Source organism: Actinoplanes sp. ATCC 53533 (assembly GCF_003947245.1).
The window spans coordinates 87879-114328 of sequence record NZ_QHHV01000099.1; the positions used below are offsets into that span (position 1 = coordinate 87879).

The 26450-nt window shown below is 70.4% G+C and carries 25 protein-coding genes and 1 riboswitch; of the genes, 11 read left to right on the top strand and 14 right to left on the bottom strand.

The features are described 5' to 3' along the window. Positions 1–32: 32 nt before the first annotated feature. The 6 genes from DMB66_RS29585 to DMB66_RS29610 form a co-directional block, all read right to left on the bottom strand. Positions 33–626, bottom strand: coding sequence for a TIGR03086 family metal-binding protein (locus DMB66_RS29585; RefSeq protein WP_125807394.1), 594 nt, complete (start codon positions 624–626; stop codon positions 33–35). Between the two features lie 104 nt (positions 627–730). Then, positions 731–1333: an antibiotic biosynthesis monooxygenase gene (locus DMB66_RS29590; protein ID WP_125807395.1), complete on the bottom strand. Its 603-nt coding sequence runs from the start codon at positions 1331–1333 to the stop codon at positions 731–733. Between the two features lie 24 nt (positions 1334–1357). Further along, complete coding sequence (locus DMB66_RS29595) at positions 1358–2137, bottom strand: ABC transporter ATP-binding protein (RefSeq protein ID WP_125807396.1); 780 nt, start codon at positions 2135–2137, stop codon at positions 1358–1360. After that, positions 2137–2982, bottom strand: a complete 846-nt coding sequence (locus tag DMB66_RS29600; RefSeq protein ID WP_125807397.1) for an ABC transporter permease — start codon at positions 2980–2982, stop codon at positions 2137–2139. Before DMB66_RS29600 ends, DMB66_RS29595 begins: the two co-directional genes overlap by 1 nt. Further along, positions 2979–3977 carry an ABC transporter substrate-binding protein gene (locus tag DMB66_RS29605; protein ID WP_125807398.1) on the bottom strand — a complete coding sequence of 333 codons (999 nt, stop codon included), beginning with the start codon at positions 3975–3977 and terminating at the stop codon, positions 2979–2981. The genes DMB66_RS29600 and DMB66_RS29605 overlap by 4 nt, the downstream gene beginning before the upstream one ends. Next, positions 3974–5143 (bottom strand): agmatinase family protein, encoded by a 1170-nt coding sequence (locus DMB66_RS29610; RefSeq protein ID WP_199752680.1) that lies wholly within the window; start codon positions 5141–5143, stop codon positions 3974–3976. Before DMB66_RS29610 ends, DMB66_RS29605 begins: the two co-directional genes overlap by 4 nt. A gap of 52 nt (positions 5144–5195) precedes the next feature. Then, a riboswitch (guanidine-I (ykkC/yxkD leader) is annotated at positions 5196–5297 on the bottom strand. 112 nt (positions 5298–5409) lie between these two features. On the opposite strand from DMB66_RS29610, the gene DMB66_RS29615 reads away from it, so the two are divergent. Continuing rightward, a complete protein-coding gene (locus DMB66_RS29615) occupies positions 5410–6465 on the top strand; it encodes an oxidoreductase (RefSeq protein WP_233624922.1) in 1056 nt (351 codons plus the stop codon). A 38-nt stretch (positions 6466–6503) separates the two neighbouring features. Continuing rightward, positions 6504–7289 carry a hypothetical protein gene (locus DMB66_RS29620; protein ID WP_125807399.1) on the top strand — a complete coding sequence of 262 codons (786 nt, stop codon included), beginning with the start codon at positions 6504–6506 and terminating at the stop codon, positions 7287–7289. Here the strand turns inward: DMB66_RS29620 and DMB66_RS29625 are convergent. Together DMB66_RS29625 and DMB66_RS29630 are read right to left on the bottom strand one after the other, a co-directional pair. Further along, a complete protein-coding gene (locus DMB66_RS29625; RefSeq protein ID WP_125807400.1) occupies positions 7260–7895 on the bottom strand; it encodes a response regulator transcription factor in 636 nt (211 codons plus the stop codon). The genes DMB66_RS29620 and DMB66_RS29625 overlap by 30 nt on opposite strands. Beyond that, positions 7847–9133 carry a sensor domain-containing protein gene (locus DMB66_RS29630; protein WP_125807401.1) on the bottom strand — a complete coding sequence of 429 codons (1287 nt, stop codon included), beginning with the start codon at positions 9131–9133 and terminating at the stop codon, positions 7847–7849. Before DMB66_RS29630 ends, DMB66_RS29625 begins: the two co-directional genes overlap by 49 nt. Positions 9134–9279: 146 nt before the next feature. Between DMB66_RS29630 and DMB66_RS29635 the strand changes: the two genes are divergently transcribed. The 4 genes from DMB66_RS29635 to DMB66_RS29650 all read left to right on the top strand — a co-directional run bounded on the left by DMB66_RS29635 (position 9280) and on the right by DMB66_RS29650 (position 12703). After that, complete coding sequence (locus DMB66_RS29635; protein ID WP_125807402.1) at positions 9280–10311, top strand: acyl-CoA desaturase; 1032 nt, start codon at positions 9280–9282, stop codon at positions 10309–10311. Positions 10312–10385: 74 nt separating this feature from the next. Next, positions 10386–11180 (top strand): SDR family NAD(P)-dependent oxidoreductase, encoded by a 795-nt coding sequence (locus tag DMB66_RS29640; protein WP_125807403.1) that lies wholly within the window; start codon positions 10386–10388, stop codon positions 11178–11180. 20 nt (positions 11181–11200) lie between these two features. After that, positions 11201–11992 (top strand): SAM-dependent methyltransferase, encoded by a 792-nt coding sequence (locus DMB66_RS29645; protein WP_199752681.1) that lies wholly within the window; start codon positions 11201–11203, stop codon positions 11990–11992. A gap of 189 nt (positions 11993–12181) precedes the next feature. Then, positions 12182–12703, top strand: a complete 522-nt coding sequence (locus DMB66_RS29650) for a PAS domain-containing protein (protein WP_158647404.1) — start codon at positions 12182–12184, stop codon at positions 12701–12703. 341 nt (positions 12704–13044) lie between these two features. On the opposite strand, the gene DMB66_RS29655 is transcribed toward DMB66_RS29650, so the two are convergent. Together DMB66_RS29655 and DMB66_RS29660 are read right to left on the bottom strand one after the other, a co-directional pair. After that, positions 13045–14016, bottom strand: a complete 972-nt coding sequence (locus tag DMB66_RS29655) for a TAXI family TRAP transporter solute-binding subunit (protein ID WP_233624923.1) — start codon at positions 14014–14016, stop codon at positions 13045–13047. Between the two features lie 29 nt (positions 14017–14045). Further along, positions 14046–16124: a TRAP transporter fused permease subunit gene (locus DMB66_RS29660; RefSeq protein ID WP_125807406.1), complete on the bottom strand. Its 2079-nt coding sequence runs from the start codon at positions 16122–16124 to the stop codon at positions 14046–14048. Positions 16125–16254: 130 nt separating this feature from the next. On the opposite strand from DMB66_RS29660, the gene DMB66_RS29665 reads away from it, so the two are divergent. Beyond that, positions 16255–17130: a CDP-alcohol phosphatidyltransferase family protein gene (locus DMB66_RS29665; RefSeq protein ID WP_125807407.1), complete on the top strand. Its 876-nt coding sequence runs from the start codon at positions 16255–16257 to the stop codon at positions 17128–17130. A gap of 111 nt (positions 17131–17241) precedes the next feature. Here DMB66_RS29665 and DMB66_RS29670 read toward each other — a convergent pair whose 3' ends face one another. From DMB66_RS29670 to DMB66_RS29680, 3 genes are read right to left on the bottom strand one after another with little or no spacing between them, the layout of a single operon-like run. Beyond that, the gene (locus DMB66_RS29670) at positions 17242–18231 is read right to left on the bottom strand and encodes a hypothetical protein (RefSeq protein ID WP_125807408.1); all 990 of its coding nucleotides are present in this window, start codon (positions 18229–18231) and stop codon (positions 17242–17244) included. A gap of 9 nt (positions 18232–18240) precedes the next feature. Continuing rightward, positions 18241–18885 (bottom strand): response regulator transcription factor, encoded by a 645-nt coding sequence (locus DMB66_RS29675; RefSeq protein ID WP_125807409.1) that lies wholly within the window; start codon positions 18883–18885, stop codon positions 18241–18243. After that, positions 18876–20063 (bottom strand): sensor histidine kinase, encoded by a 1188-nt coding sequence (locus tag DMB66_RS29680; RefSeq protein WP_233624924.1) that lies wholly within the window; start codon positions 20061–20063, stop codon positions 18876–18878. The genes DMB66_RS29675 and DMB66_RS29680 overlap by 10 nt, the downstream gene beginning before the upstream one ends. Before the next feature lie 61 nt (positions 20064–20124). On the opposite strand from DMB66_RS29680, the gene DMB66_RS29685 reads away from it, so the two are divergent. The 4 genes from DMB66_RS29685 to DMB66_RS29700 all read left to right on the top strand — a co-directional run bounded on the left by DMB66_RS29685 (position 20125) and on the right by DMB66_RS29700 (position 25011). Then, a complete protein-coding gene (locus tag DMB66_RS29685; RefSeq protein WP_125807410.1) occupies positions 20125–20943 on the top strand; it encodes an ABC transporter ATP-binding protein in 819 nt (272 codons plus the stop codon). Continuing rightward, the gene (locus tag DMB66_RS29690) at positions 20940–21692 is read left to right on the top strand and encodes an ABC transporter permease (RefSeq protein ID WP_125807411.1); all 753 of its coding nucleotides are present in this window, start codon (positions 20940–20942) and stop codon (positions 21690–21692) included. Before DMB66_RS29685 ends, DMB66_RS29690 begins: the two co-directional genes overlap by 4 nt. A gap of 36 nt (positions 21693–21728) precedes the next feature. Next, positions 21729–23240 carry an alpha/beta fold hydrolase gene (locus DMB66_RS29695; protein WP_125807412.1) on the top strand — a complete coding sequence of 504 codons (1512 nt, stop codon included), beginning with the start codon at positions 21729–21731 and terminating at the stop codon, positions 23238–23240. A gap of 82 nt (positions 23241–23322) precedes the next feature. Beyond that, positions 23323–25011, top strand: a complete 1689-nt coding sequence (locus DMB66_RS29700; protein ID WP_125807413.1) for an AMP-binding protein — start codon at positions 23323–23325, stop codon at positions 25009–25011. 307 nt (positions 25012–25318) lie between these two features. Here the strand turns inward: DMB66_RS29700 and DMB66_RS29705 are convergent. Next, on the bottom strand, positions 25319–26450 hold a 1132-nt coding region (locus DMB66_RS29705), incomplete at its 5' end, for an AMP-binding protein (protein ID WP_125807414.1).

Below are 26450 nucleotides of genomic sequence, written 5' to 3' on the forward strand. Positions count from 1 at the left end.
GAGCTGAACGAAATCGCCCGGAACTTCGCCGGTCAGCCCGCCGCGGACCAGCGCGGGTCGCGGCCGAGGTAGCGGAGCAGTTCCGCCGCGGGGCCGTCGTTGTCGCCGGGCTCCAGCGCGGGCGCGTAGGCGCCGTACTGCCGCAGCGGCTCGACGATCGCCCGGGCCACCGGCAGCAACCGGGCGGCGAGATCGTCGTCGAGCGCGGCCGGCTGACCGGTCGCCACCGCGACGTCCCAGGCGTGGACGCCGGCGTCGAGGGCGGCGGCACCGGCCGCGGTGGCGGCGGGCAGCACACCCTGCGGCAACGGGGTCGGTGCCGAGCCGGCCGGGTCGACCGTGGCGAAGGCCGCTGCGGCGGCGGCGAGCGCCGGCTCCACGAGCTCGGCCGGGCTGCCGGCCAGGGTGCCGGAAGGCGCGAACGGGTCGTCGTCCGGGCCGCCCCGCCCGGTGATCACGGCGGCGTAGGCGCGCTGGTCACCCGCCGCGTGCTGAATCACCTGGGCGACGGTCCACCGCTCGCAGGGCGTCGGACGGTCCAGGTCGGCCTCCGTCAGCGCCCCCGTCGCGGCGCGCAGAGCCGCGTGGGTGCGGTCCAGGATCGTCCAGGTGCTGGTCGTCGTCATGATGTCTCCTCGCCCGGTTTCAGGATCGGAACGGAATGAACCGTTCCGCTACCTAGACAGTAACGGAACGCTCCGTTCCGCACAAGGTGCGGACGGACTCCTACTTACTTTCCGCGGCGGCGCCAGGGCGGCGGCTGGCCCTGCAGCCACCACTGCAGGGCCCTGGTGACGCGCGGCAGCACCAGGTACGTCATCAGCGGCGTCAGGCACAACGTGGTCGCCAGCGTGCGGACCACCGCGTTCTGCCCCGCCACCAGGTGCCCGAGGGTCACCGTTGCCAGCAGGCTGAGCGGAAAGAAGCCCAGCCAGATCGTCACCGCCTGCTTCCAGCGCGGCGGCGGCCCGGGCGGCGGCGCGGTCAGGTCGTCGACCTCGTGCTCCTGCGGCGGGTCGAACCAGCCCTCGATGCCGGTGCGCCGCTCCGTCCGGGTGTGCTCGACCATGCCCTGCGCCGACGACAGCCACCACTGCCGCTGTGGCGACTCCTCCCAGGCGTGCAGCGCCGTGGCGTCCGCGAAGCGGTAGAGCATGTGCCACTCGGTCGAGCCGAGCACCGGCCGCACCCAGCCCACGCCGAGGAAGCCGGGGAAGTCCTCGGCGAGCGTGGTGCCGGCCCGCACCCAGGCCAGCATCTCCGCGTTGCGCGACGGATCGGCCCGGCGGGTGATCGCGACGGTCACGGCGAGCTGCGGTGTTGCGGTGTCCATCTCACCGATGATTCCCGCCGGGTGTCACGGCTGGGCCGCGAACGGCTCCGCTGAGCTGTGATGAAACGCGCGTACCTGGTCTTCCACCCGGGCCCGCAGCTTGAGGAAGGCGGGCGCCCGCTTGACCGTGAGGTCACGGTCCGTGGGCAGGTCAACAGGCAGGTCGGCGGCCACCCGGCCCGGGTCACAGGCCAGGACGACGACCCGCTGGCCGAGGAAGACGGCCTCCTCCACGTCGTGCGTGACCATCAGCACAGTCGTACCCGTGTCCTGCCAGACCCGCCGGATGAAGACCTGCATGTCCTCCTTCGTCTGCACGTCGAGGGCGCCGAACGGCTCGTCGAGCAGCAGCACCTCCGGCTCGCAGGCCAGCGCCCGGGCGATCGCCACCCGCTGGCGCTGCCCGCCGGACAGCTGCCTGGGCAGCTTGCCGCGCAGGGCCGTGAGGCCGGTCTCGGCGAGGTACCAGTCGACCCGGCGCCGCTGCTCCGCCCTGGGCAGCCCGAGCAGTTCCAGCCCGAATCCCACGTTGCGCTCGACGGTCCGGAACGGGTAGACCGCCCCGGACTGGAAGACCAGGCCGCGGTCCGGCCCGGGCCCGGCCACCGGGGCGCCGGAGAGCGCGATGACCCCGGAGGTGGGCATGGTCAGGCCGGCGATCAGCGACAGCAGCGTGGACTTGCCGGAGCCGCTGGCACCCACCAGGCAGACGAACTCGCCGGCGGCGACCTCCAGCGAGATGTCGTCGAGGGCGGTGAAGGCGCCGTAGCGCATCCCGACGCCGGTCAGGGACAGCAACGTCATCAGACCCACCTGCCGATCCGGTCGCGCAGCACTCGGAGCAGGATGTCGATCGCCAGCCCGATCACCGCGATGACGATGAGCACGGCGAAGATCCGGTCGCTGGCCAGGAAGCGCTGACTGCGCGCGATCCGGTAGCCGAGCCCCTCCTGCGAGTTGATCAGCTCGGCGACGACCACGAAGTTCCAGGCGGCGGCCGCGTTCACGCGTACGGCGTCGATCATGCCGGGAAGCGCATGCGGCACGACCACCTTGCGCAGCACCTCGCCGCGCCGGGCCCCGAGGGTGTACGACACGTCGATCAGGGCCCGGGGCACCTGGCGCACCGCGTCCGCGGTCATCAGCGTGTTGAAGAAGACCGTGCCGATGAACAGCAACATCCACTTCGACGGCTCGCCGATGCCCAGCCAGATGGTCAGCAACGGGATGAACGCGCTGGCCGGCAGATACCGCAGCAGGCCGACGATCGGCTCGAACAGCGCCTGCCCGGCCTGGAAGCTGCCCATCACCAGGCCCAACGGCACCGAGACGGCGATCGCCAGGCCGAAGCCGATCAGGATGCGCCGCACGCTGGCCCACGTGTCGGTGGCGAGCTGACCGGACTGCGCCATCTCCCACCCGGCCGACAGCACCGCCGCCGGCGACGGCAGGAACGACTCCGAGACGACGCCGGCGGCGGCCACCGCCACCCACGCGACCAGCGGCACCAGCACCGAGCAGACCATCAGCACGGCACGGGCGCGGCGGGAGATCGGTGCCCGCAGCGCCCAGAGCCGGACCGGGCGGGCCGGCTTGCGCCGGGGCAGTTGCGCCAGGGCCGGCCGCGCGGGGGCGGTGACGGTGTTCATTCCTTCACGGCCCGCACGAACTTGGGCTCGAGCAGCCCGTCCAGCGGCGGCTTGGCGTCGGCCAGCCCGGTCGCGACGAGGAAGTCGCCGATCTGTTGCGCCTGGTATTCCAGGTTCGCCGGCGTGCTGCCCGGCGCGAAGGCGTCCAGGTTCTGTTGGCGGGAGAAAATCGTCGTACCCGCGTCGTAGCTTTTGTAGTCGGCGGCGCTGACGCCGCCGCGCTTGGCCATGATGTCGATGGCCGCGGCGGGGTTGGCCTTGATCCACGCCGTGGTGTCAAACCAGGTCTGCACCATGGCCTGCACCTCGGTCGGGTGGTCCTTGACGAAATCGGCGCCGAAGACGAGATGGTCCGGGATGGCCCCGGGAAAGTCCGCCGAGGTCGCGATCGCCTTGCTGCCCTTGAGGCCCAGCGCCGTGGTGGTGAACGGCGCGAAGACGCCGACGGCATCGACCTTGCCGGCCACGAAGGCCGCGGCCGCCGCGTCGGTGAGCAGCGGGGTGAATTCGACGTCCTTCTCGGTCAGCCCGGCCTTCCGCAGCGCCAGGAGCAGCAGGTAGTGGTCGACGGTGCCCTGTTCGGCCGCCACCTTCCTGCCCCGGAGGTCGGCCACGGAGTTGATCCCGGGCCGGGCGATGATCTGGTCGTTGCCGGTCGAGTTGTCGTTGGTCAGCACCACCGTCTGCTCGGCGCCGCCGCTGACCGACGACAGGGTGTCGTTCAGGGTCTGGCTGTTCGCGTCCAGGTTGCCGGTGCTCAGCGCGGTGAGGCTGTCGGTGTAGCTCTCGAAGTACTTCAGGTCGACGGTCACGCCGTTCTTCGCGAACAGGCCCTTCTCCTGGGCGACCTGCCAGGGAAACCAGCCGGGCCAGGCCGAGAAGCCCAGCCGTACGGTGGTCTTCTCCCCCGCCGCGCCCGCGCTGTCGTCGGCGCCGCCGCAGCCGGAGGTCAAGAGCAGGACGGCCGCGGCCGCCGCGAGAATCGTCTTTCTCATCGCTTCTTCTCCTGGGGAAGGTGGCCGGAGCGGACCAGGCAGCCGAGGGTGTCGCAGATGACCCGGGTGGCCAGCAGGGCGGTGATCTCGGCGGTGTCGTAGGCGGGCGCGCACTCCACGACCTCGATCCCGGCGAGCGGCCGGGCGTCCGCGATGATCTGGATGAACTTGAGGACCTCGCGGGGCAGGAAGCCACCGGGCTCCGGCCAGCCGGTCCCGGGCACGAAGGCGGCGTCCAGGCAGTCGACGTCGAACGACAGCCACACCGCCTCGGCGCCGTCCCAGGCCACCTCGAGCGCACGCTCGGCGGCCTGCTCGATGCCCATCTCGACGCAGTCGGTGACGGTCATGATCGTGGTGCCGCGTTCGCGGCCGACCTTCACGCCGGGCCGCGGCGCCTGCCAGCCGCCGATGCCGATCTGCACCAGGTTCTTCGGCGGCACGTTGGGGATGTCCGTGGCGTGGAACCACGGGGTGGTGTGCATCCGCTCGTCGAGGTCCGTCTCCTGGGTGTCGACGTGCCGGTCGAAGTGGATGATGCCGAGGTTGCCCTGCAGATGCTGGGCGACGCCGCGCACGGTGGGATAGCCGATGGAGTGGTCGCCGCCGAGCACCACCGGGAACGCCCCGGACTCGAAGACGTGCCCGACGGCCTTGGAGATCTGGTCGAAGGTCTTCTCGATATTCGCCGGGATGGTGAAGATGTCGCCCAGGTCGGCGATGGTGATCGACTCGCGCAGATCGACCCCGAGCTCGAACGAGTACGGGCCGTAGAGCGCGGAGATCTTGCGGATTCCCTGCGGGCCGAAGCGGGTGCCCGACCGGTACGTGGTGCCGCCGTCGAACGGCGCACCGAGCACGGCGACGTCGTACTCGCCGCAGCGCCGCACGTCCTCGACGTACGGGGCCTTGAGGAAGGTGTTGATCCCCGCGAAGTGCGGCAACTCGCCACGGGAGAACGTGGGGATGGTCCGGTCCTTGATGGAGTCCGCGCCCGGCAGGCCGTACTCGAGGCCGCGGGCGATCTCCTCCTGCCACTTGGTGGTGGGCAGCTTGGCCTCGGCCGCGACGGCGTACGCGGCCTCGGGGCCGTACCGGTCGTGCAGGGTCGGCTCGGTCTCGGTCTGCTCGACGTGCTCGTGCTGGTGATCGTGCTGGAATCCCACGGGCGCCTCCGGCTGGAGCGGCCTGGCCGGAGAGCAGCCAGACCGTTGGCTGTCCTCCCGGGCTTTTGTCCCGCCGTGGAACGCTCGCACGCGAACGCCTGCACCTCTCGGACCAGCCCGCACCGGATGCGGCGGAACCCTAGGCGCGCCTCACCAGGAGGTGAGTCACCTGGCAGTAGAGACCCGCGACGTTGCCCCGGTATGACCCGGCCGTTACCGGTGCGTGTCGAGCATCCTGTCGGGGGTCCGGAGTAAGTTCCTGAGCCATGACGCTGCGAAAGATCTCGATGGCTGCGCTCGCCCTCGTCACGCTCACCGCCACCACCGGCTTCACCTCCGGACCGTCCGCACCGTCCTGGAAGCTGTCCGATACCGGGGTGACTGCCCGCTTCCGCGGCCTGGCCCCGGTCAGCGACAAGGTCGCCTGGGTGGCCGGTTCCGCGGGCACGATCCTGCGCACGGTCGACGGTGCGAAATCCTGGCAGCGGGTCGATCCGCCGGGCACCGCCGAGCTGCAGTTCCGCGACATCGAGGCGTTCGACGCCGACCACGCCGTCGCGCTGACCATCGGCGAGGGCGACCAGTCCCGGCTGTATGCGACCGGCGACGGCGGCCGCACCTGGCGGGAGACGTTCCGCAACGAAGACCCGGCGGCGTTCTACGACTGCGTGACGTTCCTGGACAGGCGGCACGGCCTGGCGCTCTCCGACCCGGTCGGCGGCAAGTTCCGCATCCTGGCCACCGCCGACGGCGGCCGGTCCTGGCGGGTGCAGCCGACGTCCGGCATGCCCAACGCGCTGGCCGGCGAGTTCGCCTTCGCGGCGAGCGGCACCTGCCTGGTCTCCGCCGACCACGGCGGCGCGGGGCGGGCCTGGTTCGCCACCGGCGGCGGCGAGCGGGCCCGGGTCTTCTCGACCGGGAACGGCGGCAGGTCCTGGCGGGTCACCGACAGCCCGGTCCCGAGCGGCCCGAGTGCCGGCGTCTACAGCCTGGCGTTCCGCGACCCGTGGCACGGCATCGCGGTCGGCGGCGACTATGCGGCGCCGGAAGCGGCCCCGGACGCGGCGGCGACGACCCGCGACGGCGGCCGCACCTGGCGCACCGCGAAGGCCGAGCCGGGCGAATACCGGTCGGGCGCCGCCTGGCTGGGCGGCGACACGGCGCTCGCGGTCGGGCCGACCGGCAGCGACATCAGCCGCGACGGCGGGCGCAGCTGGAGCGAGTTCGACGCCGGCAGCTTCGACGCGGTGCTGTGCGTGTCCGGTGCCTGCTGGGCCTCGGGTGAGCAGGGCCGGGTGGCGCGGCTGACCTGGCGCCGCTGACCTGAGCGGCTCGACTGCGCCGGATACCGTTGACCTCGATGTCTGGAGCTGTCCGCCCGCGCCGCCGGGACAGTCCCGTGGGCACCGTGCTGATGCTCGGCGGGATGATCATCGCGCCGCTGCTCGCCTGCGGCCTGCTCTCGGTCCTCGTGGTCGCCGCGAATGAGGTGTTCGGCGCTGCCGTTCGCCCGGTCACGTGCGGCATCTTCGTCGGCTGCGTGTTCGTCCATTTTTGGTGGCGCCGCCGCCGGGAGCAGCGGGCGGCGCGCGAGGTCGCCGGCTGGGTCGCTACCGGCGGGTGGGAGCCGGTGTCACCCCGCCCCTGGCCGTGGCAGGGACTCGTGCGGTGGGCCGACACGGTGACGGTGCTGCGGGCGTACGCGAAGCGGGTCGAAGGTTTTCCGGTCGTGACCGGCGAGCTCGAATTCAGCGACAACGGCCTCGGCACGAGCGTCGACCGGCGGGACGGTCGTGCCGCGTTCGCCGTGGTCACGCTGCCGCAGCCGGCGCCGTCCATGGCCGTGCGCGCCCACCGGAATGCCGTCAGGCGGGGCGAGGGCGACGACGACGAGTTCCGGCGCCGCTTCCGCCCGGTCGGCGCCGAGTCGCACCGGCTGGACAACCCGGAGCTGCGTGCCGCCCACGTGCGCGGCGACATTCCACCGTGGACGCTCATCGAGGACGAGTTGTTCGTCTTCGTGCCGCTGGACCGCCCGCTGCGGCCGCGGGACCTCGAGGAGGCCGCGCGCAAGGCGATCCGGGTCGTGCGGCTCCTCGATGTGGGGGCGGACGAGCTAGCCGTTGAGGTAGGTGAGGACGGCTAGCACCCGGCGGTTGTCGTCGTCCGACGGCGGCATGCCGAGCTTGGTGAAGATGTTGTTGATGTGCTTGCTGACCGCCTTCTCGGTGACGAAGAGCTTCGCCGCGATCGCCGCGTTCGACCGGCCCTCGGCCATCTCCCCCAGCACCTCGCGCTCGCGCGTGGTCAGCACCGCCAGCGGTTCGCGGCGGGCCAGCAGCTGCGAGACCACCTCCGGGTCCATCGCCGTGCCCCCGTCGGCGACCCGGCGCACCGCGTCCACGAACTGCGCGACGTTGGAGATCCGGTCCTTCAGCAGGTAGCCGACGCCGCCCTTGCGGTCGCTGAGCAGTTCCCGGGCGTACAGCGGCTCGACGTGCTGGGAGAGCACCAGGACCGGCAGGCCGGGGATCTCGATGCGGGCCGCGATCGCGGCCTGCAGCCCCTCGTCGGTGAAGGTGGGCGGCAGCCGCACGTCGACCACGGCCACGTCCGGCCGGTGTTTGATCAGCGCCGGCAGCAGCGCCGGGCCGTTGTCCACTGCCTCGACCACCTCGAAGTCGAACGCCTCCAGCAGGCGGGTCAGCCCGTCCCGGAGGAGGGCGAGGTCTTCGGCGAGGACAACACGCACGGCAACTCCATGGTCACGACCGTCGGTCCACCCGGCGGGGAGGACACCGACATGGTGCCATCGAACGCGGCCAGGCGGCGCCCGATGCCCCGCAGCCCGGTGCCGCGCGCCGGATCGGCGCCGCCGATCCCGTCGTCGCTGACGGTCAGCAGCAGCAGGTCATCGACGTGCTGGACATAGATCTGGACGGTACGGGCCCGGCTGTGCCGCACCACGTTCGCCAGCGCCTCCGCCGTGGCGAAGTAGGCGGCGGACTCCACCGGGGTCTCCGGCCGGCCCGGCAACTCCATCTCGACGGTCACCCGGAGCGGCAGGCTCATCGCCAGCGCGCGCACGGCGCCGTCGAGTCCCCGCTCGGCCAGCACCGGCGGGTGGATGCCGCGGACCAGGTTGCGCAGTTCGAGCAGCGCCGTGCCGCTGGCCTCGCGGGCCTCGGCCAGCAGCTTGCGGGCGGCGGCCGGGTTGCGCTCGATCATCTCCTCGGCCAGCCCGATGGTCATGCCGAGCGAGACCAGCCGGGCCTGGGCGCCGTCGTGCAGATCGCGCTCGATCCGGCGCAGCTCGGCGGCCTGGGCGTCGACGGTGTCGGCCCGGGTGACGGTCAGCTGGGCGACCCGCAGGCGCAGCTTGGCGGCCTTGGTCGGGGCCAGGAAGAGCCTGGCGAACTGGGCGTTGACCTCCAGCAGCCACGGCGCCGCGCCGAGGCCGAGGGCCAGGAACAGCACCCCCTGCGGCATCGAGAGCATGGCCTCGCTGAAGTTCTTGATCGGCCAGAAGACGCCGTAGCCGTACCAGTCGACGCTCAGGTAGAGCCAGAGTGGCAGCAGCGAGACGCCCTCCACGCCGTAGAGCGGGATGACCACGGAGAGCAGGCCGAGGACGAAGCCGACCAGCGCACCCGGCAGCAGCCAGGCCAGGTCCCGCCAGGTCGCCGGGTCGGTGGCGATCCACCGGAAGCGTTTCCAGCCGCCGGGCAGCGCGCGCGGCGGCGGCGGCTCGTACGGGCATTCGATCGCGATGCCCGCCCGTGCCGCCAGCCGGCGCTCCAGGTTGGCCCGCATCCGGACCAGGTTGGTGGCCCAGGGCAGCAGGGCCAGCCCGAGGAACGGCACCGGGCTCAGCGCGAGCGCGACCAGCGACATGGCGAGCAGCGGCAGGTTGGTGATCGCAAGCCCGACGGCGAAGATGCCGCCCGCGATGGCCCGCAGGCCCTCGCGTACCCACGATCGCGTCTCCATGGCCCTCATTCTGCTCGGTGATCCCAGCGGGTAGGACAAGCACCACCATGTGCACAATCCCCCAGGTTTGACGGTGGTGCTAGCACCACCAACGCCGGGGATCTGACACTCCTGACCGTTCGGCCCCCATCCGGGAGCCTGAAGGAATGACGACAACGACGGAGCGACCGCGGTCGACGGCCGGAAGCGACTTCGCCGAGTTGAACCGGCGAGTGACCCGCGCGGGACTACTTGAGCGCAAGCCGGCGTACTACGCCGTACGGCTGACCCTGGTCTCCCTGATGCTGGTAGGCGGATGGGCGGCGTTCTTCCTGATCGGCTCGTCCTGGTGGACGCTCGCCGTCGCCGTGTTCCTCGCGGTGGCCTTCACCCAGGTGGCGCTGGTGGCGCACGACCTCGCCCACCGGCAGGTCTTCCGCACCAAGCGCCCGGGTGAGATCTCCGGCCGGATCGCCGGCAACCTGGGCGTGGGCATGAGCTACGGCTGGTGGATGGACAAGCACACCCGCCACCACAACAACCCCAACCACGACGACCTCGACCCGGACGTCGCACCCGAGGTGCTGATCTGGGCGACCAAGTCGGCCTGGGGCCGCCGCGGGCTGAAGGGCTTCGTCACGCGTCACCAGGCCGGGCTGTTCTTCCCGCTGCTGACGCTGCTCGGCATCGACCTGAAGCTGTCCAGCGTCAAGGCGCTGATCCGCGGCGACATGAAGCGGCGCAACCTCGAGGCCGCGCTGCTGATCGTCCACGCGGTCTGCTACCTCGGCGCGCTGTTCCTGGTCCTGTCGCCGCTGCAGGCCATCGCCTTCTTCCTCGTGCACCAGGCGCTGTTCGGCGTCTACCTGGGCATGACGTTCGCCCCGAACCACAAGGGCATGCCGCACCCGGACGGCACCGAGGACTACCTCCGCAAGCAGGTGCTGACCTCCCGCAACGTGACCGGCGGCTGGCTGACCGACGCCGCGCTCGGCGGCCTCAACTACCAGATCGAGCACCACCTCTTCCCGGCCATGCCGACGCCGAACCTGCGCAAGGTGCAGCCGATCGTCGAGGCGTACTGCGCCGAGGTCGGCGTGGCCTACGAGTCGACCAGCCTGCTGGAGTCGTACCGGCAGGCGCTGCGGCACCTGCACGAGGTCGGCGCCCCGCTGCGCGAGGCCGCCAAGGCCAGGTAACTTCCGAAGAAGGGTGGGCGGCCCGGGCCGCTCACCCCTTTTTGTGCCCGCTCTTTCATGAGAGCGTGCGGAGCATGGATCTTCAGCTCACCGGCAAGGTCGCGGTGATCACCGGCGGCACGGTCGGCATCGGCCTGGCGATCGCCCGCGGCCTCGCCGCCGAGGGCGCCCACCTGGCCCTGTGCGCCCGCGATGAGCAGCGCTTGCGCGCCGTCGTGGCCCAGCTTCGCGAGGAATTCAAGGTACGCGTCATCGGGGTGAGCGCCGATGTCGGCGGACTCGATGGCCCGGCCCTGCTGGAGCGCGCGGTCGTCGAAGAGTTCGGCGGCGCCGACATTCTGATCAACAACGCCGGTACGGGCAGCGAGGAGACCATCCTCGAGGCCGACGACGGGCGCTGGCAGGCGTACTGGGATCTGCACGTGATGGCCGCGGTCCGGCTGGCCCGCGGCTTCGCCCCGCTGATGAAGGCCCGCGGCGGCGGGGTGATCCTGCACAACGCCTCGATCTGCGCGAGCCAGCCGCTGGGCTACGAGCCGATCTACAACGTCACCAAGGCGGCCCTGGTGATGTTCTCCAAGTGCCTGGCCAACGAGCTGATCGGCGACAACATCCGGGTCAACGCGATCAACCCGGGCCTGGTGATGACGCCGGACTGGGAGAAGACCGCGAGGGCGCTGACCGCGGGCACCGACCGCTCGTGGCAGGAGCACCTGCAGCAGATCGCGCACGACAACGCCCCGATCGGCCGCTTCGCGGAGCCCGCCGAGATCGCCGACCTGTTCGTCTTCCTCTGCTCCCCACGGGCCAGCTACGCGGTCGGCTCGACGTACTACATAGACGGCGGTTGGCTGCGCACCACCACGTAGCGGACCTTATAGTGACGATCGTGACCGTTCCCTCAGGAATCGACTCCACCGTCCCGAACGCCGCCCGCATGTACGACTACTACCTGGGCGGCAAGGACAACTACGCCGCGGACCGGGCAGCGGCCGAGGCGGTGCTGGCCGTGGCGCCGGAGATGCGCGAGGCCGCCCGCTCGGGCCGGGCGCTGATCAAGCGGGTGGTGGAGCACCTGGTCCGCGACCGCGGCATCCGGCAGTTCCTGGACCTCGGCTCGGGCCTGCCGGCCGCCGAGAACGTGCACGAGATCGCCCGGGCGATCGACCCCTCGGTGCGCGTGGTCTACGTGGACTACGACGCGGTCGTCTGCGCACACGGGCAGGCGCTGCTGGCCGAGCCCGACCGGGCGATCATCCTGCGCCGCGACGTCCGCGAGCCGGAGACCATCCTCGGCGCCCCGGAACTGCGCGGCCTGCTCGACCTGGACCAGCCGGTCGCGGTGCTGATGATGTTCCTGCTGCACCTGATCCCGGACGCGGACAAGCCGCACAACATGGTGGCGGCGTACCGGGACGCGCTGGCACCGGGCAGCTTCCTCGCGATCTCGCACGCGGCCAACGACGCCCGGCCGGACTACATGGCCCGGATCACCGCGATCTACCGGGGCGCGAACGCACCGTTCACCCCCCGGCCGAGGGCACAGATCGAGGCGTTCTTCGGCGACTTCGAGCTGGAGCAGCCCGGCCTGGTCAACGTCTGGCCGTACGAGCAGCCGCCACCGGGCATGGACCCGGACCTGTCCCGCACCGGCTACGGCGCGGTGGGGCGCAAACCCTGACGCTCACCGGCCGATTCCGGTCAAGTGTCACACGCTGGAAGCCGCCGGTTGCCCACTCCGATGAACCCACCTCGAGCGACTCCCCGCGAGGTGTACGGTCAACGTGAGGACCCGGACCCCGTTTCTCGCGATGGTTGACCTTCCGCTATGGAGCTTGTCGCGCACGGTGGCCGTAAATGGTGGTTCTCAATGGTTCAGGCAGGAACGCGCCCGCAAGCTCCCGCGCCGCACGACGAGCACACCGAACGGGCGGAGCAGCTCACGATCACCCGGTGGGCCCATGCCGCGATCATGGCAATCACCAGCGGCGGAGTGATCAGCAGCTGCAATTCGGCAGGCGCCGAACTCTACCGCTGCGCACCCCGGGACATCATCGGCAGACCCGCGGACATTCTCGTCCCGCCGGAACGACGGCCGTACGAGGCCGCACTCATCCAGCAGGTCCTCGACGGAGACGTGATCCAGGACTACCTGACCGACCGACTCCGGTGCGACGGCACCACCGTGGCGGTATCCGTCGCGATCTCGCGGCTCGTCGACAGCGCCGGCGCCATCCGAGGCACCGTCACCATCGCTCGCCGGGTGAGCCTCAAGGCCACGCCGCCGACTGGCCGCACCGCCATCCAGGCGACACGAGCGTCGCCGTCGACCCCCGGGGGACGCACGCCGACCGGGCCCAACGCCAGGAAGCCGAGCAACCGAACCCGCTGAGCGGATGCCGAAAGCTTTAAGCCCGCCGGCCGGCAGGAACGAGCTCGCAGCCCCCCGGTCGAACCGGGCCGGCCGCCCTTATGAGGGGCGGATGAGCAGCCCGCACGAGGGGACCCACAAGCCCAATCCAAACCCAGCCCGCACGACGACCCACAAGCCCAACCCACACCCAGCCCGCACGACGACCCACAAGCCCAACCCACACCCAGCCCGCACGACGACCCACAAGCCCAACCCACACCCAGCCGGCACGAGGGGATCCACGAGCCCAACCCAGGGCAGGGCCCGAATCGGGGAAGGCGAGCCAGAATTCGAGCTTGATCTTCGGTGCGGCGGGAGTGCTATTTCGGTGCGTTCAGGGAATCCAGCGCCGTGACCGCGCCGCGGTGCAGGACCACCGGGTCGGTCTTGCGGGCCTTGTCCAGGGTGATCTCCTTGGCCGCCGCGTTCGCCTGCTCGAGTTGCGGCTTGCGGTCAAAGAGCGCCTTCGTCAGCACGCAGGCCACGTTGGCGTCCAGGTTCTCGCGGACCAGCAGAAGGTTCGGAACGACGATGGTCGGCACGTCCGCCGGGGTCTTGTAGGCGGTTGCCGGGATGGTGCCCGTCTCGTAGACCGGGTTGATCTTCTTGAGCTCCGGCAGCAGAGCCGTGATGTCCAGGAACTCCACCTGGCTTGCCGACGTGGTCAGCAGGTCGGTGATGCCCGGGGTGGGCAGGCCGCCCGACCAGAACAGCGCGTCGATCGAGCCGTCCTTCACGCCGTCGACCGTCTTGGTCAGGTCCAGGCGCTGGGCCTGAACGTCCTTGTCCGGGTCGAGGCCCGCCGCGGTCAGCACGCGCTTGGCGATGACCTCCGTGCCCGACTTGGGGGAGCCCGTCGAGACGCGCTTGCCCTTCATGCCCGCCACGTCCTTGATGCCCGCGGCCTTGCGCACGATCACCTGCGTGTAGTTGGTGTGGATGCGCGAGAGCGCCTGCACCGGCTGCTTCGCGGTGAAGCTGTTGGTGCCGTTGACCGCGTCCGCCGCGCTGTCGGCCAGAGAGAACGCCACGTCGAACTCTCCCGCGACGAGCTGCTGGATGTTCTGCACCGAGGCACCGGTCTCCGACGCCGTCGCCTTGACCTTGCCGCCCGTCGCGGCGATCTGTTCGGCGTAGGCGTTGCCGAGCGCGAAGTAGACGCCCGTCGCGTTGCCCGTGGCGATGCCGATGCGGGTGTCTTTCGCGACTTCGCAGCTCACCGCCCCGCCCGCGTCGACCGTGGCCGCGTCCTGCTTGCCGCCGCAGCCCGTCAGTGCCGCCGCGACCAGCATCCCGGCCGCGGCCAGTGCGAATGCCTTCCTCATAACGTGGTCCTCCCCGTTCGATGGATGATGGCGATGCCCGCGGCGAGAGCGAGCGCGACGGCGCCGAGCGCGATGGTGAGCGGCGCCAGGTAGAGCAGGAGCAGGCCGGCGGCGCCGCCGAGGATGCGGCTCGCGGGCCCCGCCGGGCCGATGCCGGGCACCCACGCCCCGGTGGCGACCGCTAGACCCACGACCGCGAAGCCGGCGACGACGGTGGCCCAGATGATGCCGATGACCGGGCCCCGGGCCAGCAGATACTCGCCGGGATCGGTGAGCACGAAGGCGATCGGGGCCAGGAAGGCCGGCAGCGCGTACTTCAGCGCCTGCCACATCGTGGGCACGGTGCGGCCACCCGTGATCGCGCTGGCGCCGACCGCCGCGAGGGCCGTCGGCGGGGTGACCTCGGAGAGCACCGAGTAGTAGAAGACGAACATCGCGGCGGCGGGTGGCGAGACGCCGAGGCTGAGCAGCGCCGGCCCGATGATCACCCAGCCGATGATGAAGCTGGCCGTCACCGGAACGGCGAGCCCGAGGATCGCCAGCGCGATCGCCGCCAGGACGACCGTCAGCGCGAGCACCACGGTCGGGTTGTCGGTGACCGCGCTGGCGCCGCTGACCAGCAACGATGCGAGTTGCGCGCCGAGGCCGGTCTTCGTCGTGGTCGCCGTGATGATGCCGGCCGCCGCGCAGACCGCGACAACCGGCAGCACCCCGCGGACGCCGGCCGACAGCGCGGCGAACAGCCGCCCCGGGGTGAGCCAGGCGCGCCGGTCCAGGAAGGAGAGCACCGCGGCGAGCAGCGTCGCATAGACCACCGCGCGGGTCGCGCTCTGACCGACGGCGAGCAGGACCACGATCATGACCAGCGATGAGAAGTGGTAGCCGAAGCGCCCCAGCAGTCGCCACGCGCTCACCTGCGGGACGTCAATGGCCTTCACCTGGAACCGCCGCACGTCGATCTCGACCGCGAGCAGAATGCCCAGGTAGTAGAGGACGGTGGGGATCATCGCCCAGCCGAGCACGGTCAGATAGGAGACGTCGAGATATTCGGCCACGATGAACGCGGCCGCGCCCAGGGTCGGCGGGGAGAGGATCGCACCGACTCCCGCGGCCGCGAGCATGCCGCCGGCCTGCTCGGCGGGATAGCCGGCCCGGCGCAGCATCGGCCAGGTGACCGCACCGACGCTGACGGCGGTCGCGGTGCCGGAACCGGAGACCGTGCCGAGCAGGAAGCCGGCGGCGACAGCCGTACGCCCGGCGGCGCTGCGTGACTTACGGAAGGCCGCGACGGAGAGATCGACGAAGAACCGGCTCGCCCCGGACAGATCCAGCACGGCGCCGTAGATGGTGAACAGCACGATGTAGGTGGCGGCCACGTCGAGCGGGGTGCCGTAGAAGCCGCTGCCGGAGTTGTATAGCGCGTCGACGATCTGGGCGAAGTCCAGGCCGGAGTGCGCGACGGACCAGTTCTGCGGCAGCAGACCGCCGTAGTAGCCGTATGCGAGGAAGGCCAGGCAGACGATCGGCAGGGCCAACCCGGTGGTGCGGCGGCAGGCCTCGACGACGAGCACAAGCATGATCGCACCGGCGATGACGTCGGGCGTGTCGAGCAGCCCCTGGCGGTTGAGGAACTCGTCGTATCCGCCCCCGAACGGGTTGACCGGATACAGGCAGACCAGCAGCGTGATCGCGGCCAGCACCCAGTCGAGAACCGACGGCAGGTCCCGTCGCTTCGGCCGGTCTGCCCTCTTGATCTCCAGGCCGGAGCGGTAGACCAGGAAGACGAGCGGAAGCGTGCCGGCGAGGAAAACGATCAAGTAGAACTGGCTGCCCTGGGCGAGCGGCCGGAACACCTGCCAGAGCACGAGCAGCGCGGCGACGAAGGCGACCACCGCGACGCCGATGCCGATCGGGCCGGTCAGGGCCCTGGCGGGACGCTCCTCGTCGTCGAAATGCACCGCCGCGGGATCGGCGAGCGGGCTGTCCGGAGGGTGCTCGGAATCCACAGTGGAAGGACGGCCGGACGGGCCATCCTCGGCTGCCGTCCGGCCGACCCGGTATCGACCGTCGACCATGAACGGACCGTACTATGCGCGATGGCGGTTGTAACCCGTCAATCACGCGTCTGTGGATAACATTGCCCCGTCTAGTCACAAAACGGGCAAAAGTAGTTTCCGTGGTCCGGTCGGCCCGTTGATACCGGTTATGGTGCGTCGCTCTTCACTGCAGGACATCCGCGAGCAGACCTACAAGGTCCGCGACGCGTGGTGGACCGTCCTGCTCGTCGATCCGCTCGCGGCGAGGCTGGTCCGCCTCGTCGCCCCCTACCGGTGGATCACCCCGAACCTGCTGACCGTGCTGGCGATGCTGCTAGGCGTGGGCTCGGCAGCCTGTTTCCTGGCCCAGGACCGCTGGTGGCTGATCGCCGGCGCGGCGCTGTTCCACCTGAGCTTCGTCGTGGACTGCATGGACGGCAAGATCGCCCGGCTGAACGGCACCGGGTCGATGTTCGGGGCCTGGTTCGACTTCATGTTCGACCGGCTCCGGGTCTTCATGTGCGCGGCAGCCCTGTTCGGCGGCCAGTACGCGCGAACCGGGCACGTCGCGTTCCTCGGGACGCTCGTCGTGGTGACCTTCCTGGACTTGTTCCGCTACCTCAACTCACAGCAGATGACGAAGACCAGGCAGAGCATGCGCGAGCTGCTCGAGGAGGCGCGCGGCTCGGCACCGGAGGACCCGGTGACCGGCACGCCGATGCCACCGCACGGACCCCGGGCGCGGTTCCGGGCAGCTCTGCTGCAGCGCCGCATCCGGACTCACCTGTTCAGCGGCATCGAGTTCGAGATGACGGTGTTCATCATCGGCCCGCTGACCGGCCAGGTCATCGCCACCTCCGCGGTCGCGGGCACCCTGCTGGTGGCCTTCGAGCTGATGCTGATCGTCAAGCTCTGGCGGGCGACCCGCGGCTTCCCGGTGGCACTGGCGAAGGCAGAGGCGACAGCGGCCCTGCGCCGGCAGCCGCTGATCAGGCCGGAGACCCGAGACGAGGAGTACGAGCTCAGCGAGAGCGCACGGCGATAGGCCGTGATGGCACGTAAGGTCAGCTTTGTTCAGCGGGTGACGGCAGCTCTGCCCTGCGGGTGACGGCAGCTCTGCCCACCAGGCGATGTCAGCTCAGCCCAGCAGGCGATGTCAGCTCTGTTGGTAGGTGACGGCCGCGATGCCGCAGCCGGCGTGCACGAAGATGTAGTCCACCCCCTCGCCCCAGCCCAGGTCGGCCCCGCCCACGAGCCCGACGTAGTCCATGGTCACGGCACAGGCCGGGCATGCCGGATATTCGGCGTCCTGAATCCAGTCCGGGGCGCCGCCGAGCGTCGAGCCGCCCTCTTCCCAGGCGCTGGCCAGCCGCGCCGTCGGGCGGACCGGCCCGACCTCGGGAAGCACCGGGGGCGGCTCCTCCGCCGAGGTGCGCAGGTAGTCGGGCCGCTCGTTGCACGCCGACCAGACCGCACCGCCGTCCGGGGTGACGTCGGTGAACAGCGTCGTGTAGTTGGTGCAGAGGAAGCAGGTGGTAACCCGCAGCCGCCCGGCCCAGCCGGTGTGCGCGAGCGCCCGGGCAACATCCGGATCCGCGGTATCCAGATCGAGAACCGTCCAGATCGGCGACTCGCACCACGGACATCTCGACCCCTCCCCGGCGTTGGCGTCATCCTGTCCGAAGGCCCGGTCCGCGGCCTCCTCGGGCGCGGCCGAGGGTTTGTCCACCATCCGGAGCTCGTAGGCGATCGGGCCATAGAGCTCGTGGTTCGTGCCGTCCGGGCGGAGATCCCAGCCGCCCTGGCGCGCATAGGCCAGAGCGTCGATGTGCAGCCGTTCCATTCCCGGCGGAGGGCTTTCCTGCCAGCGCCGGAACGCGTCCGCCGCCGGCGTGCCCCGGGACTCGGCCAGGATCAGCAGCAGGTGGCCGAGGCGCCCGTCGCCCTCGTCGATCCGGGCGATGATGTGCTGCACCACCTCCTCGTCCATGCCTGCGAACAGCACCGAGGGCCAAAGCAGCCCGCGCTCCAGCAACTCCCGCAGCTGCGGGCGCAGGACCGCCGGGTCTGCCTTGGCGATCTGCTCCAGCTCGTGCACCGCATCCCAGTCGTCGGTGGCGGCGCGGGCGACGAGATCGTTGATCATCGGCGGATCCTAACCATCGCCCAAATATTTGAGCACCGCCAAGACCCGGCGGTGGTCGGTGTCGGTCGGGGGCAGGTCCAGCTTCGCGAAGATGTTGCTGACGTATTTCTCGACGGCGCTGTGACTGACACCGAGCGCGTCCACGATGCCGTTGTTGGAGCGGCCCTCGGCCATCAGCCGCAGGACCTCCAGCTCGCGTGGCGTCAGCCGGGCACGGAAGTCGGGCCGTCGCCGCACCATGAGCTGGGCGACCACCTCCGGATCGAGGGCCGTGCCACCCTCGGCGATCCGGCGCAGCGCGTCGAGGAAGTCACGGACCCGGGCGACCCGGTCCTTGAGCAGGTAGCCGACCGAGCTCGTCGCCGCCGACAACAGATCGTTGGCATACCGCTCCTCGACGTACTGCGAGAGCACCAGGATGGCGATCTTCGGATACCGGCTGCGGATCGTCAGCGCCGCACGGATCCCCTCGTCCGTGTGGGTAGGCGGCATCCGCACGTCGACGACGACCACGTCGGGCTCGTGCTCGGCGACCGAGCGGAGCAATTCCGCACCGTCGCCCACGGCGGCCAGCACGTCGAAGCCGCCATCGGTCAACAACTTGGTCAGGCCGGCGCGGAGCAGCACCGAATCCTCCGCGAGGATCAGTCGCACGGCAGGACCACCTTGATGACTGTCGGCCCATCGACCGGGCTGCGCAGAGACAGTCTGCCGTCGACGGAGCCGATTCGTTGGATAAGCCCGGCGATCCCGCCACCGGGCTTCGCGGTGGCACCACCACGCCCATCGTCAGAGACCTCGATGTGCAATTTGCTCCCTTGGCGAGTGATGGTGACGGAGGCGGTCAGCGCTTGGGAATGCTTCGCCACGTTGGTCAGGGCCTCGGACACGACGAAGTAGGCCACCGCCTCGATCGAGGCCGGGCAGCGTGGCTCCACCTTCACGGAGACGTGGATAGGGATCTTGGCCCGGGCGGCGAGGCCGGAGATGGCGGCGTCCAGACCGCGGTCGTTCAGCACCGCCGGATGCAGACCCCGCACGAACTGCCTCAACTCGCTCAGCGCCGTGAGCGCCTCGTCGTGCGCCGCCACGATCGCATCGGCCTCGGGTGACGGCTCGGTGATCGCTTCCCGGGCCATACCCAGATTCAAAGCCAGGGACAGCAGCCGCTGCTGCGCGCCGTCGTGCAGGTCCCGTTCGATCCGCCGGCGCTCCTCATCGGTGGCCAGCACGACCGCCGCCCGGCTGCCCTGCAGATAGTCCACGCGCTGTTTGAGGATCTCCACGTTGGTGGGGCCGAGCCAGCGATCGGCGGTGTGCCGATCGTGGCGCACGAAGCGGCGCGCCGCCGGCGGAGCCACGATCAGCACCGTCGCCGGCACGGCGACCAGCAGCGCCCACACGAGGTAGACCAACTCGCGTCCCATGCTGCGGATCGTCCAGGCCGGCTCGGCGATGTTGATCTCAAGCAGGCGGCGGAATCGCAACCTGTGCAGCACCGCGATCTCGTGCACGAACCAGGCGAGCACGAGCGGCAGCGCCGGCACGGCGACGACGTAGAGGACGACGAGCAGCGCTCCACCGGACGGTCCGGTAAGCAGGCTGAGGGTCGCCGCACCCCAGATGATCACCAGCAGAGTGAGCAGGGTAGCCGCCAACGTCGACAGCACGGCGCCCATCAGGAGATGGCGGATCGACCGCCCGGTCGTCACGCGGTGCACCGGAAAGAACTGGATGTCCACGCCGTCGACCGTATGCAGCGCGGGCGAGCCTGACCATCCGGAGAACCGCGGGCCGAGGGTGGGGAAAACCCCACCCTCGGCGGCGCGCACACCCCACTGACGCCGGGCCGTGACCCCGGAAGTCTGGGAGCCGACCACGGAAGGGGACATCATGATCGAGGCAAAGGGCCTGACCAAGCGGTACGGCGACAAGTGCGCGGTAGAGGATCTGACCTTCACCGTGCGGCCGGGCGTCGTCACCGGTTTCCTGGGACCGAACGGCGCCGGTAAGTCGACGACGATGCGGATGATCCTGGGCCTGGAAAGGCCGACCCGCGGCTCGGTGACGGTCAACGGCAAGCCGTATGCCGACCACCGGACGCCGCTGCGTGAGGTCGGCGCGCTGCTGGAGGCGCGGGCCCTGCACCCGGGACGCAGCCCTTACCACCACCTACTGGCCCTCGCGCAATCCAACGGTCTGCCGCGGTCGCGCGTCCTGGACGTCATCGATGCGGTCGGCCTGGCCGACATGGCCAAGCGTCGCGCCGGCCGGTTCTCCCTCGGCATGGAGCAGCGGCTCGGCATCGCGACCGCGCTGCTCGGCGACCCGCGCACGCTCATCCTCGACGAGCCACTCAACGGTCTCGACACCGAGGGCATCCGGTGGGTGAGAGGACTACTGCGTGAGCGAGCCGAGCAGGGTCGCACGGTCTTCCTGTCCTCCCACCTCATGACCGAGATGGCGCAGACGGCGGATCACGTCGTCGTGATCGGCAAGGGCCGCCTGGTCGCCGACACGAGCCTGGCGAGGCTGGTCGCCGAGTCGGGTCACAGTTCGCTCGAAGACGCGTTCCTCGGCCTGACCAGCGACGCTGTCGAGTTCCGCCCAGCCGAGTTCCGCCCAGCCGAGTTCCGCCCAGCCGAGTTCCGCCCAGCCGAGTTCCGCTCAACCGAGTTCCGCCCAGCCACGAGGAACGGAGGCCACCGATGAGGGTCGTGCGCGCCGAGCTGACCAAGTTCCGCTCGGTCTCCTCCACTTCGTGGTCCCTGCTGAGCGCCGTCGCCCTGATCGTCGGCTTCGGCGTCATGTACTCGATGGTCCGTGTCAGCCGCCCACCGGCCGATCCAGCGGGCTTCGACGCGGTCGGGGTCAGCCTCTCCGGAGTTCAGGTCGCCCAGTTCGCGGTGGGTGTGCTCGGGGTCCTGGTGATCACGAACGAGTACGCGAACGGCCTGATCCGGACGACCTTCGCGGCCGTCCCCAGACGAGCCCCGGTCCTCTGGGGCAAGGCCACAGTCCTGGCGGCGGGGGTCTTCACGCTGAGCCTGCCGGCGGTGTTGGGCGCCTTCCTCACCGGCCAGTCCGTGCTGTCGGCGGAGCACCTCGACATGTCCCTCGGCCAGCGGGGAGTGGCACGGGCCATCGTCGGCGCGGCGCTCTATCTGTCAGTGGTCGCACTGCTCGGGCTCGGGCTGGGCACGATCCTGCGCCGCACGGCCGGTGGGGTGGCCGCGGTCATCGGTGTTCTGCTCGGGCCACAGCTGCTGACCGGTTTCCTGCCCGCGGAGATTGCCGACGAGGTCTACCGCTGGTTGCCCTCCCCCGCGGGTCTCGCGATCACCGCCGCCCGCCCGGACTCGACGCTGCTGTCCCCCTGGGCCGGATTCGCCGTCTTCCTGCTCTACACCGCCATCGTGCTGGCGCTGGGTGCTTGGCGCCTGCACCGCCGTGATGCCTGATCCCGCCCGTCACCCCGCTCACATCAGGAGTGCACAGTGCTAACCACCGCAGGCCTCAGCATCATCACCGTCATCTCCCTGACCACCGGGGCTGCCACAGGCGCGCTGCCCGGCGATGCCCCGGTCAACGCGAGCCACAGCAGCTCAGGTGTCTCCTGGCATCCGTGTGCTCTCGGAACGGGTGACGCCGAGGGGCGCGCCCTCGACGACGCCGGCGTCGAGTGTGGCGACGTGACCGTCCCGCTCGACTACGCCAGACCGGGCGGGCGGGACATATCCGTGGCAATCGCACGGAGCCGGGGCAGCGACACCGCGCACCGGATCGGCTCCATGATCATCAACCTGGGCGGCCCCGCGTCTCCGGTGCTGGACAGCATTCCGCTCGCCCGGGCCGCGATGGGAGCGACCGGTGAGCGCTTCGACCTGATCGGCATGGACCCCCGTTTCGCCGGACGCAGCACCCCGGTCGACTGCCACTGGCCCGCGTATTGGTTGCCGCGCTCCGCCGGCGCCGACCGGGCCGGATTCGACGCGATGGTGTCCCTGGACCGGGACCTCGCCCGGCGCTGCGGGCGCTCGCAGCACGGGCTCCTGCGTCATGCGTCGACGGCGAACATGGCCCGCGACATGGACACGATCCGGGCGGCGCTCGGTGAGCCGAGGCTCTCCTACCTGGGCTATTCGCAGGGCTCGTATCTCGGGGCGGTCTACGCCCAGTTGTTCCCCCGGCGAGCCGATCGGATCGTGCTGGACAGCGCCATCAACCCCGCCCTGTCGGGCACGCGCGTACTACGCGACGCCGCTCCGGGGCGCGAGGCGCAGCTGCGGGAATGGGCCGCCTGGGCCGCCGCACGTGACGCCACATACCACCTGGGCACGACTGCCGACGCCGTGCTCGGCACCGTGCGGCGCGTCTATGCCGCCTCCGCCCGGCGCCCGCTGGCCGTGGGCCCGTACGCGGTGGACGACACGCTGGTGCCGGCTCTGATCCTCACGCCGCTGACCGACGACACGGAGAACGGTGAACTGGCCGACGTCGTCCGGCTACTCGCCCGGGCAGCCGACGGAATGCCCACCGAGCCCACCGAGGAAATGACCGCGACGCTGGCCAGCCTCGTCGACGGCGTGGGTTCGGCGACCCACACCGCGCAGACCGCGATTCTCTGCGGTGACGCCGCGGTCTCGCGGGACCCGGAGGTGTACTGGCGTGACGCTCAGCGGCACCGGACATCGTCCCCGCTGTTCGAGCCGCTCGCTCGCACGATCACCCCCTGTTCCTTCTGGCCGGACGCACCCGCGGAACGACCGGTCGATGTGCACAACGGCACGCCCGCCCTGATCGTCCAGGCCGAGAAGGATGTCAATTCACAGCTACCCGGCGCCGCGGCATTGCACCGGGCGCTGACCGGCTCGCGGATGATCGTGCTGGCCGGGACGCGCACCCACGGCGTGTACCTCTTCCGGGGCGCGACCTGCGTTGATGAAGCCGTCGACGGGTACCTGCGAAGTGGCCGCCTGCCGGCAACGGATCTGACATGCGCTGAGTGACGGCGCCCCGCCACCCCCGCACGGGGGTGGCGGGTGACCCGGCGGCGAGGCAGTCTGACCCGGATCAGCCCGAGGAGGAGACATGGCGGCGAGTGACGGTACGGCGGCGTTCCGCGAGGCCCGGGACTTCCTGCTGGAGCACCGCGAGGACTACGCCGAGGCGTACGCGCACTTCGACTGGCCGCAGCTCGGTGCCTTCAACTGGGCGCTCGACTGGTTCGACGTGATCGCGGAGGGCAACCACAGCCCCGCCCTGTGGATCGTCGAGGAGGACGGCTCGGAGCAGCGCTTCTCGTTCGCCGAGATGGCGCACCGATCGAACCAGGTCGCCAACTGGCTGCGGGATCGTGGGGTCGGTCGCGGCGACCGCATCGTGATGATGCTCGGTAACCAGGTGGAGCTCTGGGAGACGATCCTCGCGGTGATGAAGCTCGGTGCGGTCATCATTCCGGCGACGCCGCTGCTCGGCGCGGCCGACGCCCGGGACAGGGTGACCCGCGGCGGTGCGCAGCACGTCATCGCCCTCGCCTCGGCAACCGACCGGTTCGCCGACGTCAGTGCGGAGGTCACGCTCATCGCGGTCGGCGCGCCCGTGGGCGGCTGGCACACCTTCTCCGACGCCTACGCCGGCCCCGCCGAATTCACACCCGACGGCGTCACACAGGCCGGCGACACCCTGCTGCTCTACTTCACCTCCGGCACGACCGCGCAGCCCAAGCTGGTCGAGCACACCCACGCCTCTTACCCCGTCGGGCACCTGTCCACGATGTACTGGATCGGCCTGCGCCCGGGCGACGTTCACCTCAACATCTCGTCGCCGGGCTGGGCGAAGCATGCGTGGAGCAACGTGTTCGCCCCATGGAACGCGCAGGCCTGCGTGTTCATCCACAATTATTCGCGGTTCGACGCGCCGCGGCTGCTGCGCGAGATGCAGCGCTGTGGAGTGAGCAGCTTCTGCGCCCCGCCGACCGTGTGGCGGATGCTTATCCAGTCCGACCTCACCGCGCTGAAGAATCCGCCGCGCGTGGTGGTCGGCGCCGGCGAACCGCTGAATCCCGAGGTCATCGAGCAGGTGCGCAAGGCCTGGGGAGTCACGATCCGCGACGGCTTCGGCCAGACCGAGACGACGGTCCAGATCGCGAACACGCCGGGACAGACCGTGCGGCCGGGTTCGATGGGCCGGCCGGTGCCCGGCTACCGGGTGGCGCTGATCGACCCGTCGTCGGGCGAGCACGCGGACGAGGGTGAGATCTGCCTGGAGCTCGATCCCCGCCCGCTGGGCCTGATGGTCGGTTACCACGGCGACCCCGGTCTGACGGCGGAAGCCATGGCGAACGGCTACTACCACACGGGCGACATCGGCTCCCGCGACGCCGACGGCTACATCACCTACGTCGGACGCACGGATGACGTGTTCAAGGCGTCGGACTACCGCATCTCCCCATTCGAGCTGGAGAGTGTGCTGATCGAGCACGACGCGGTAGTGGAGGCCGCGATCGTGCCGTCACCGGACGCGCTCCGGCTCAACGTGCCGAAGGCCTATGTGGTGCTCGCCGAGGGGTGGCCGGCCGACGACGAGACCGCCCAGTCGATCTTCACGCACTGCCGCGCGCATCTCTCGCCCTACCAGCGGGTGCGGCGACTCGAGTTCGCCGAGCTACCGAAGACGATCTCGGGCAAGATCCGGCGCGTCCAACTCCGCGAAGCGGAACGCACCAAGCACGAGTCCGCGGACGCAGCACCACCCGGCGAATACCACGACCATGGCTGACCCGAGAGACCCATGGCTGACCCGAGACCATAGCTGACCCGAGATCCCATAGCTGACCGAGATCCCATAGCTGACCTGAGACCCCATAGCTGACTCGAGACCGAGTTCGACCCGAGCGAAGCAGCCGGGCGGGGTCCGGCGCGCCTGGCGAGCGAGCCGCAGTTGGCGCCCGCGCCCAGCCGGGATCCGCGCCCGCCCCCGGGTCCGCGCCCAGCCCGGGGGATCCGCACCCTGCCCGGAGTCGCGCCCAGCCGGAGGTCTGCGCCCAGCCGGAGGTCCGCACCCAGCCGGGAGCCCGCACCCAGCGCTAAGCGTTGCGGATCTGAGCGGCATCACGCAGATCCAGGATCTCCACGGCACGCTCGCGCATCTCCACCTTGCGGACCTTGCCCGTCACCGTCATCGGGAAGCCATCCACCACATGCACATACCGCGGCACCTTGAAGTGGGCCAGTTTTCCCGCGCAGAAGTCCCGGACCGCCGCGGCCGTCAGCGGCGTCGCGCCTGGGCGCATCACGATCCAGGCCATCAGTTCCTCGCCGTAGCGCGGGTCCGGGACGCCGATCACCTGGACGTCCGACACGTCCGGGTGGGAGTAGAGGAATTCCTCCACCTCCCTCGGGTACACGTTCTCGCCTCCTCGGATCACCAGGTCCTTGATGCGGCCCACGATGTTCAGGTAGCCGTCGTCGTCCATCGTGGCCAGGTCGCCCGTGTGCATCCAGCGGGCCGCGTCGATCGCTTCCGCTGTCGCCTCCGGCTGGTCCCAGTAGCCCAGCATCACCGAATACCCGCGGGTGCACAGTTCACCCGCTTCTCCGCGGGGCAGCGGCCGGCCTGTCGCCGGGTCGACCACCTTGGACTCCAGGTGCGGCAGCACGCGGCCGACCGTCTCCGTGCGGCGATCCAGGCCGTCGTCGCGGCGGGTCATCGTCGAGACCGGCGACGTCTCCGTCATGCCGTAGCAGATCGCCACCTCGGTCATGTGCATCTCCGCCACCACCCGCTTCATCACCTCGACCGGGCAGGGCGAGCCCGCCATGATTCCGGTGCGCAGCGACGACAGGTCGTGCGAGCTGAAGTCCGGCAGGCCCAGTTCGGCGATGAACATGGTCGGGACCCCGTACAGGGAAGTGCACTTCTCCTCGGTGACCGCCCGCAGCGTGGCCGCCGGGTCGAAGCCCTGGGCCGGCAGGACCATGCACGCGCCGTGGGTGGTCGCTGCCAGGTTGCCCATCACCATGCCGAAGCAGTGGTAGAGCGGCACCGGGATGCAGATCCGGTCCGACTCGGTGTAGCCGACCAGTTCGCCCACGAAGAAGCCGTTGTTCGCGATGTTGTGGTGCGACAGCGTCGCGCCCTTGGGAAAGCCGGTCGTGCCGGAGGTGTACTGGATGTTGATCGGGTCGTCGAAGGCGAGCGTCGCGGCCCGCTCCGCC

Excerpts from the sequence above, each read along its gene's own strand:
- DMB66_RS29585 (WP_125807394.1), bottom strand. The coding sequence starts at position 626 with ATGACGACGACCAGCACCTGGACGATCCTGGACCGCACCCACGCGGCT.
- DMB66_RS29590 (WP_125807395.1), bottom strand. The coding sequence starts at position 1,333 with ATGGACACCGCAACACCGCAGCTCGCCGTGACCGTCGCGATCACCCGC.
- DMB66_RS29595 (WP_125807396.1), bottom strand. The coding sequence starts at position 2,137 with ATGACGTTGCTGTCCCTGACCGGCGTCGGGATGCGCTACGGCGCCTTC.
- DMB66_RS29600 (WP_125807397.1), bottom strand. The coding sequence starts at position 2,982 with ATGAACACCGTCACCGCCCCCGCGCGGCCGGCCCTGGCGCAACTGCCC.
- DMB66_RS29605 (WP_125807398.1), bottom strand. The coding sequence starts at position 3,977 with ATGAGAAAGACGATTCTCGCGGCGGCCGCGGCCGTCCTGCTCTTGACC.
- DMB66_RS29615 (WP_233624922.1), top strand. The coding sequence starts at position 5,410 with ATGACGCTGCGAAAGATCTCGATGGCTGCGCTCGCCCTCGTCACGCTC.
- DMB66_RS29620 (WP_125807399.1), top strand. The coding sequence starts at position 6,504 with ATGTCTGGAGCTGTCCGCCCGCGCCGCCGGGACAGTCCCGTGGGCACC.
- DMB66_RS29630 (WP_125807401.1), bottom strand. The coding sequence starts at position 9,133 with ATGGAGACGCGATCGTGGGTACGCGAGGGCCTGCGGGCCATCGCGGGC.
- DMB66_RS29635 (WP_125807402.1), top strand. The coding sequence starts at position 9,280 with ATGACGACAACGACGGAGCGACCGCGGTCGACGGCCGGAAGCGACTTC.
- DMB66_RS29640 (WP_125807403.1), top strand. The coding sequence starts at position 10,386 with ATGGATCTTCAGCTCACCGGCAAGGTCGCGGTGATCACCGGCGGCACG.
- DMB66_RS29650 (WP_158647404.1), top strand. The coding sequence starts at position 12,182 with ATGGTTCAGGCAGGAACGCGCCCGCAAGCTCCCGCGCCGCACGACGAG.
- DMB66_RS29655 (WP_233624923.1), bottom strand. The coding sequence starts at position 14,016 with ATGCTGGTCGCGGCGGCACTGACGGGCTGCGGCGGCAAGCAGGACGCG.
- DMB66_RS29660 (WP_125807406.1), bottom strand. The coding sequence starts at position 16,124 with ATGGTCGACGGTCGATACCGGGTCGGCCGGACGGCAGCCGAGGATGGC.
- DMB66_RS29665 (WP_125807407.1), top strand. The coding sequence starts at position 16,255 with ATGGTGCGTCGCTCTTCACTGCAGGACATCCGCGAGCAGACCTACAAG.
- DMB66_RS29670 (WP_125807408.1), bottom strand. The coding sequence starts at position 18,231 with ATGATCAACGATCTCGTCGCCCGCGCCGCCACCGACGACTGGGATGCG.
- DMB66_RS29685 (WP_125807410.1), top strand. The coding sequence starts at position 20,125 with ATGATCGAGGCAAAGGGCCTGACCAAGCGGTACGGCGACAAGTGCGCG.
- DMB66_RS29690 (WP_125807411.1), top strand. The coding sequence starts at position 20,940 with ATGAGGGTCGTGCGCGCCGAGCTGACCAAGTTCCGCTCGGTCTCCTCC.
- DMB66_RS29700 (WP_125807413.1), top strand. The coding sequence starts at position 23,323 with ATGGCGGCGAGTGACGGTACGGCGGCGTTCCGCGAGGCCCGGGACTTC.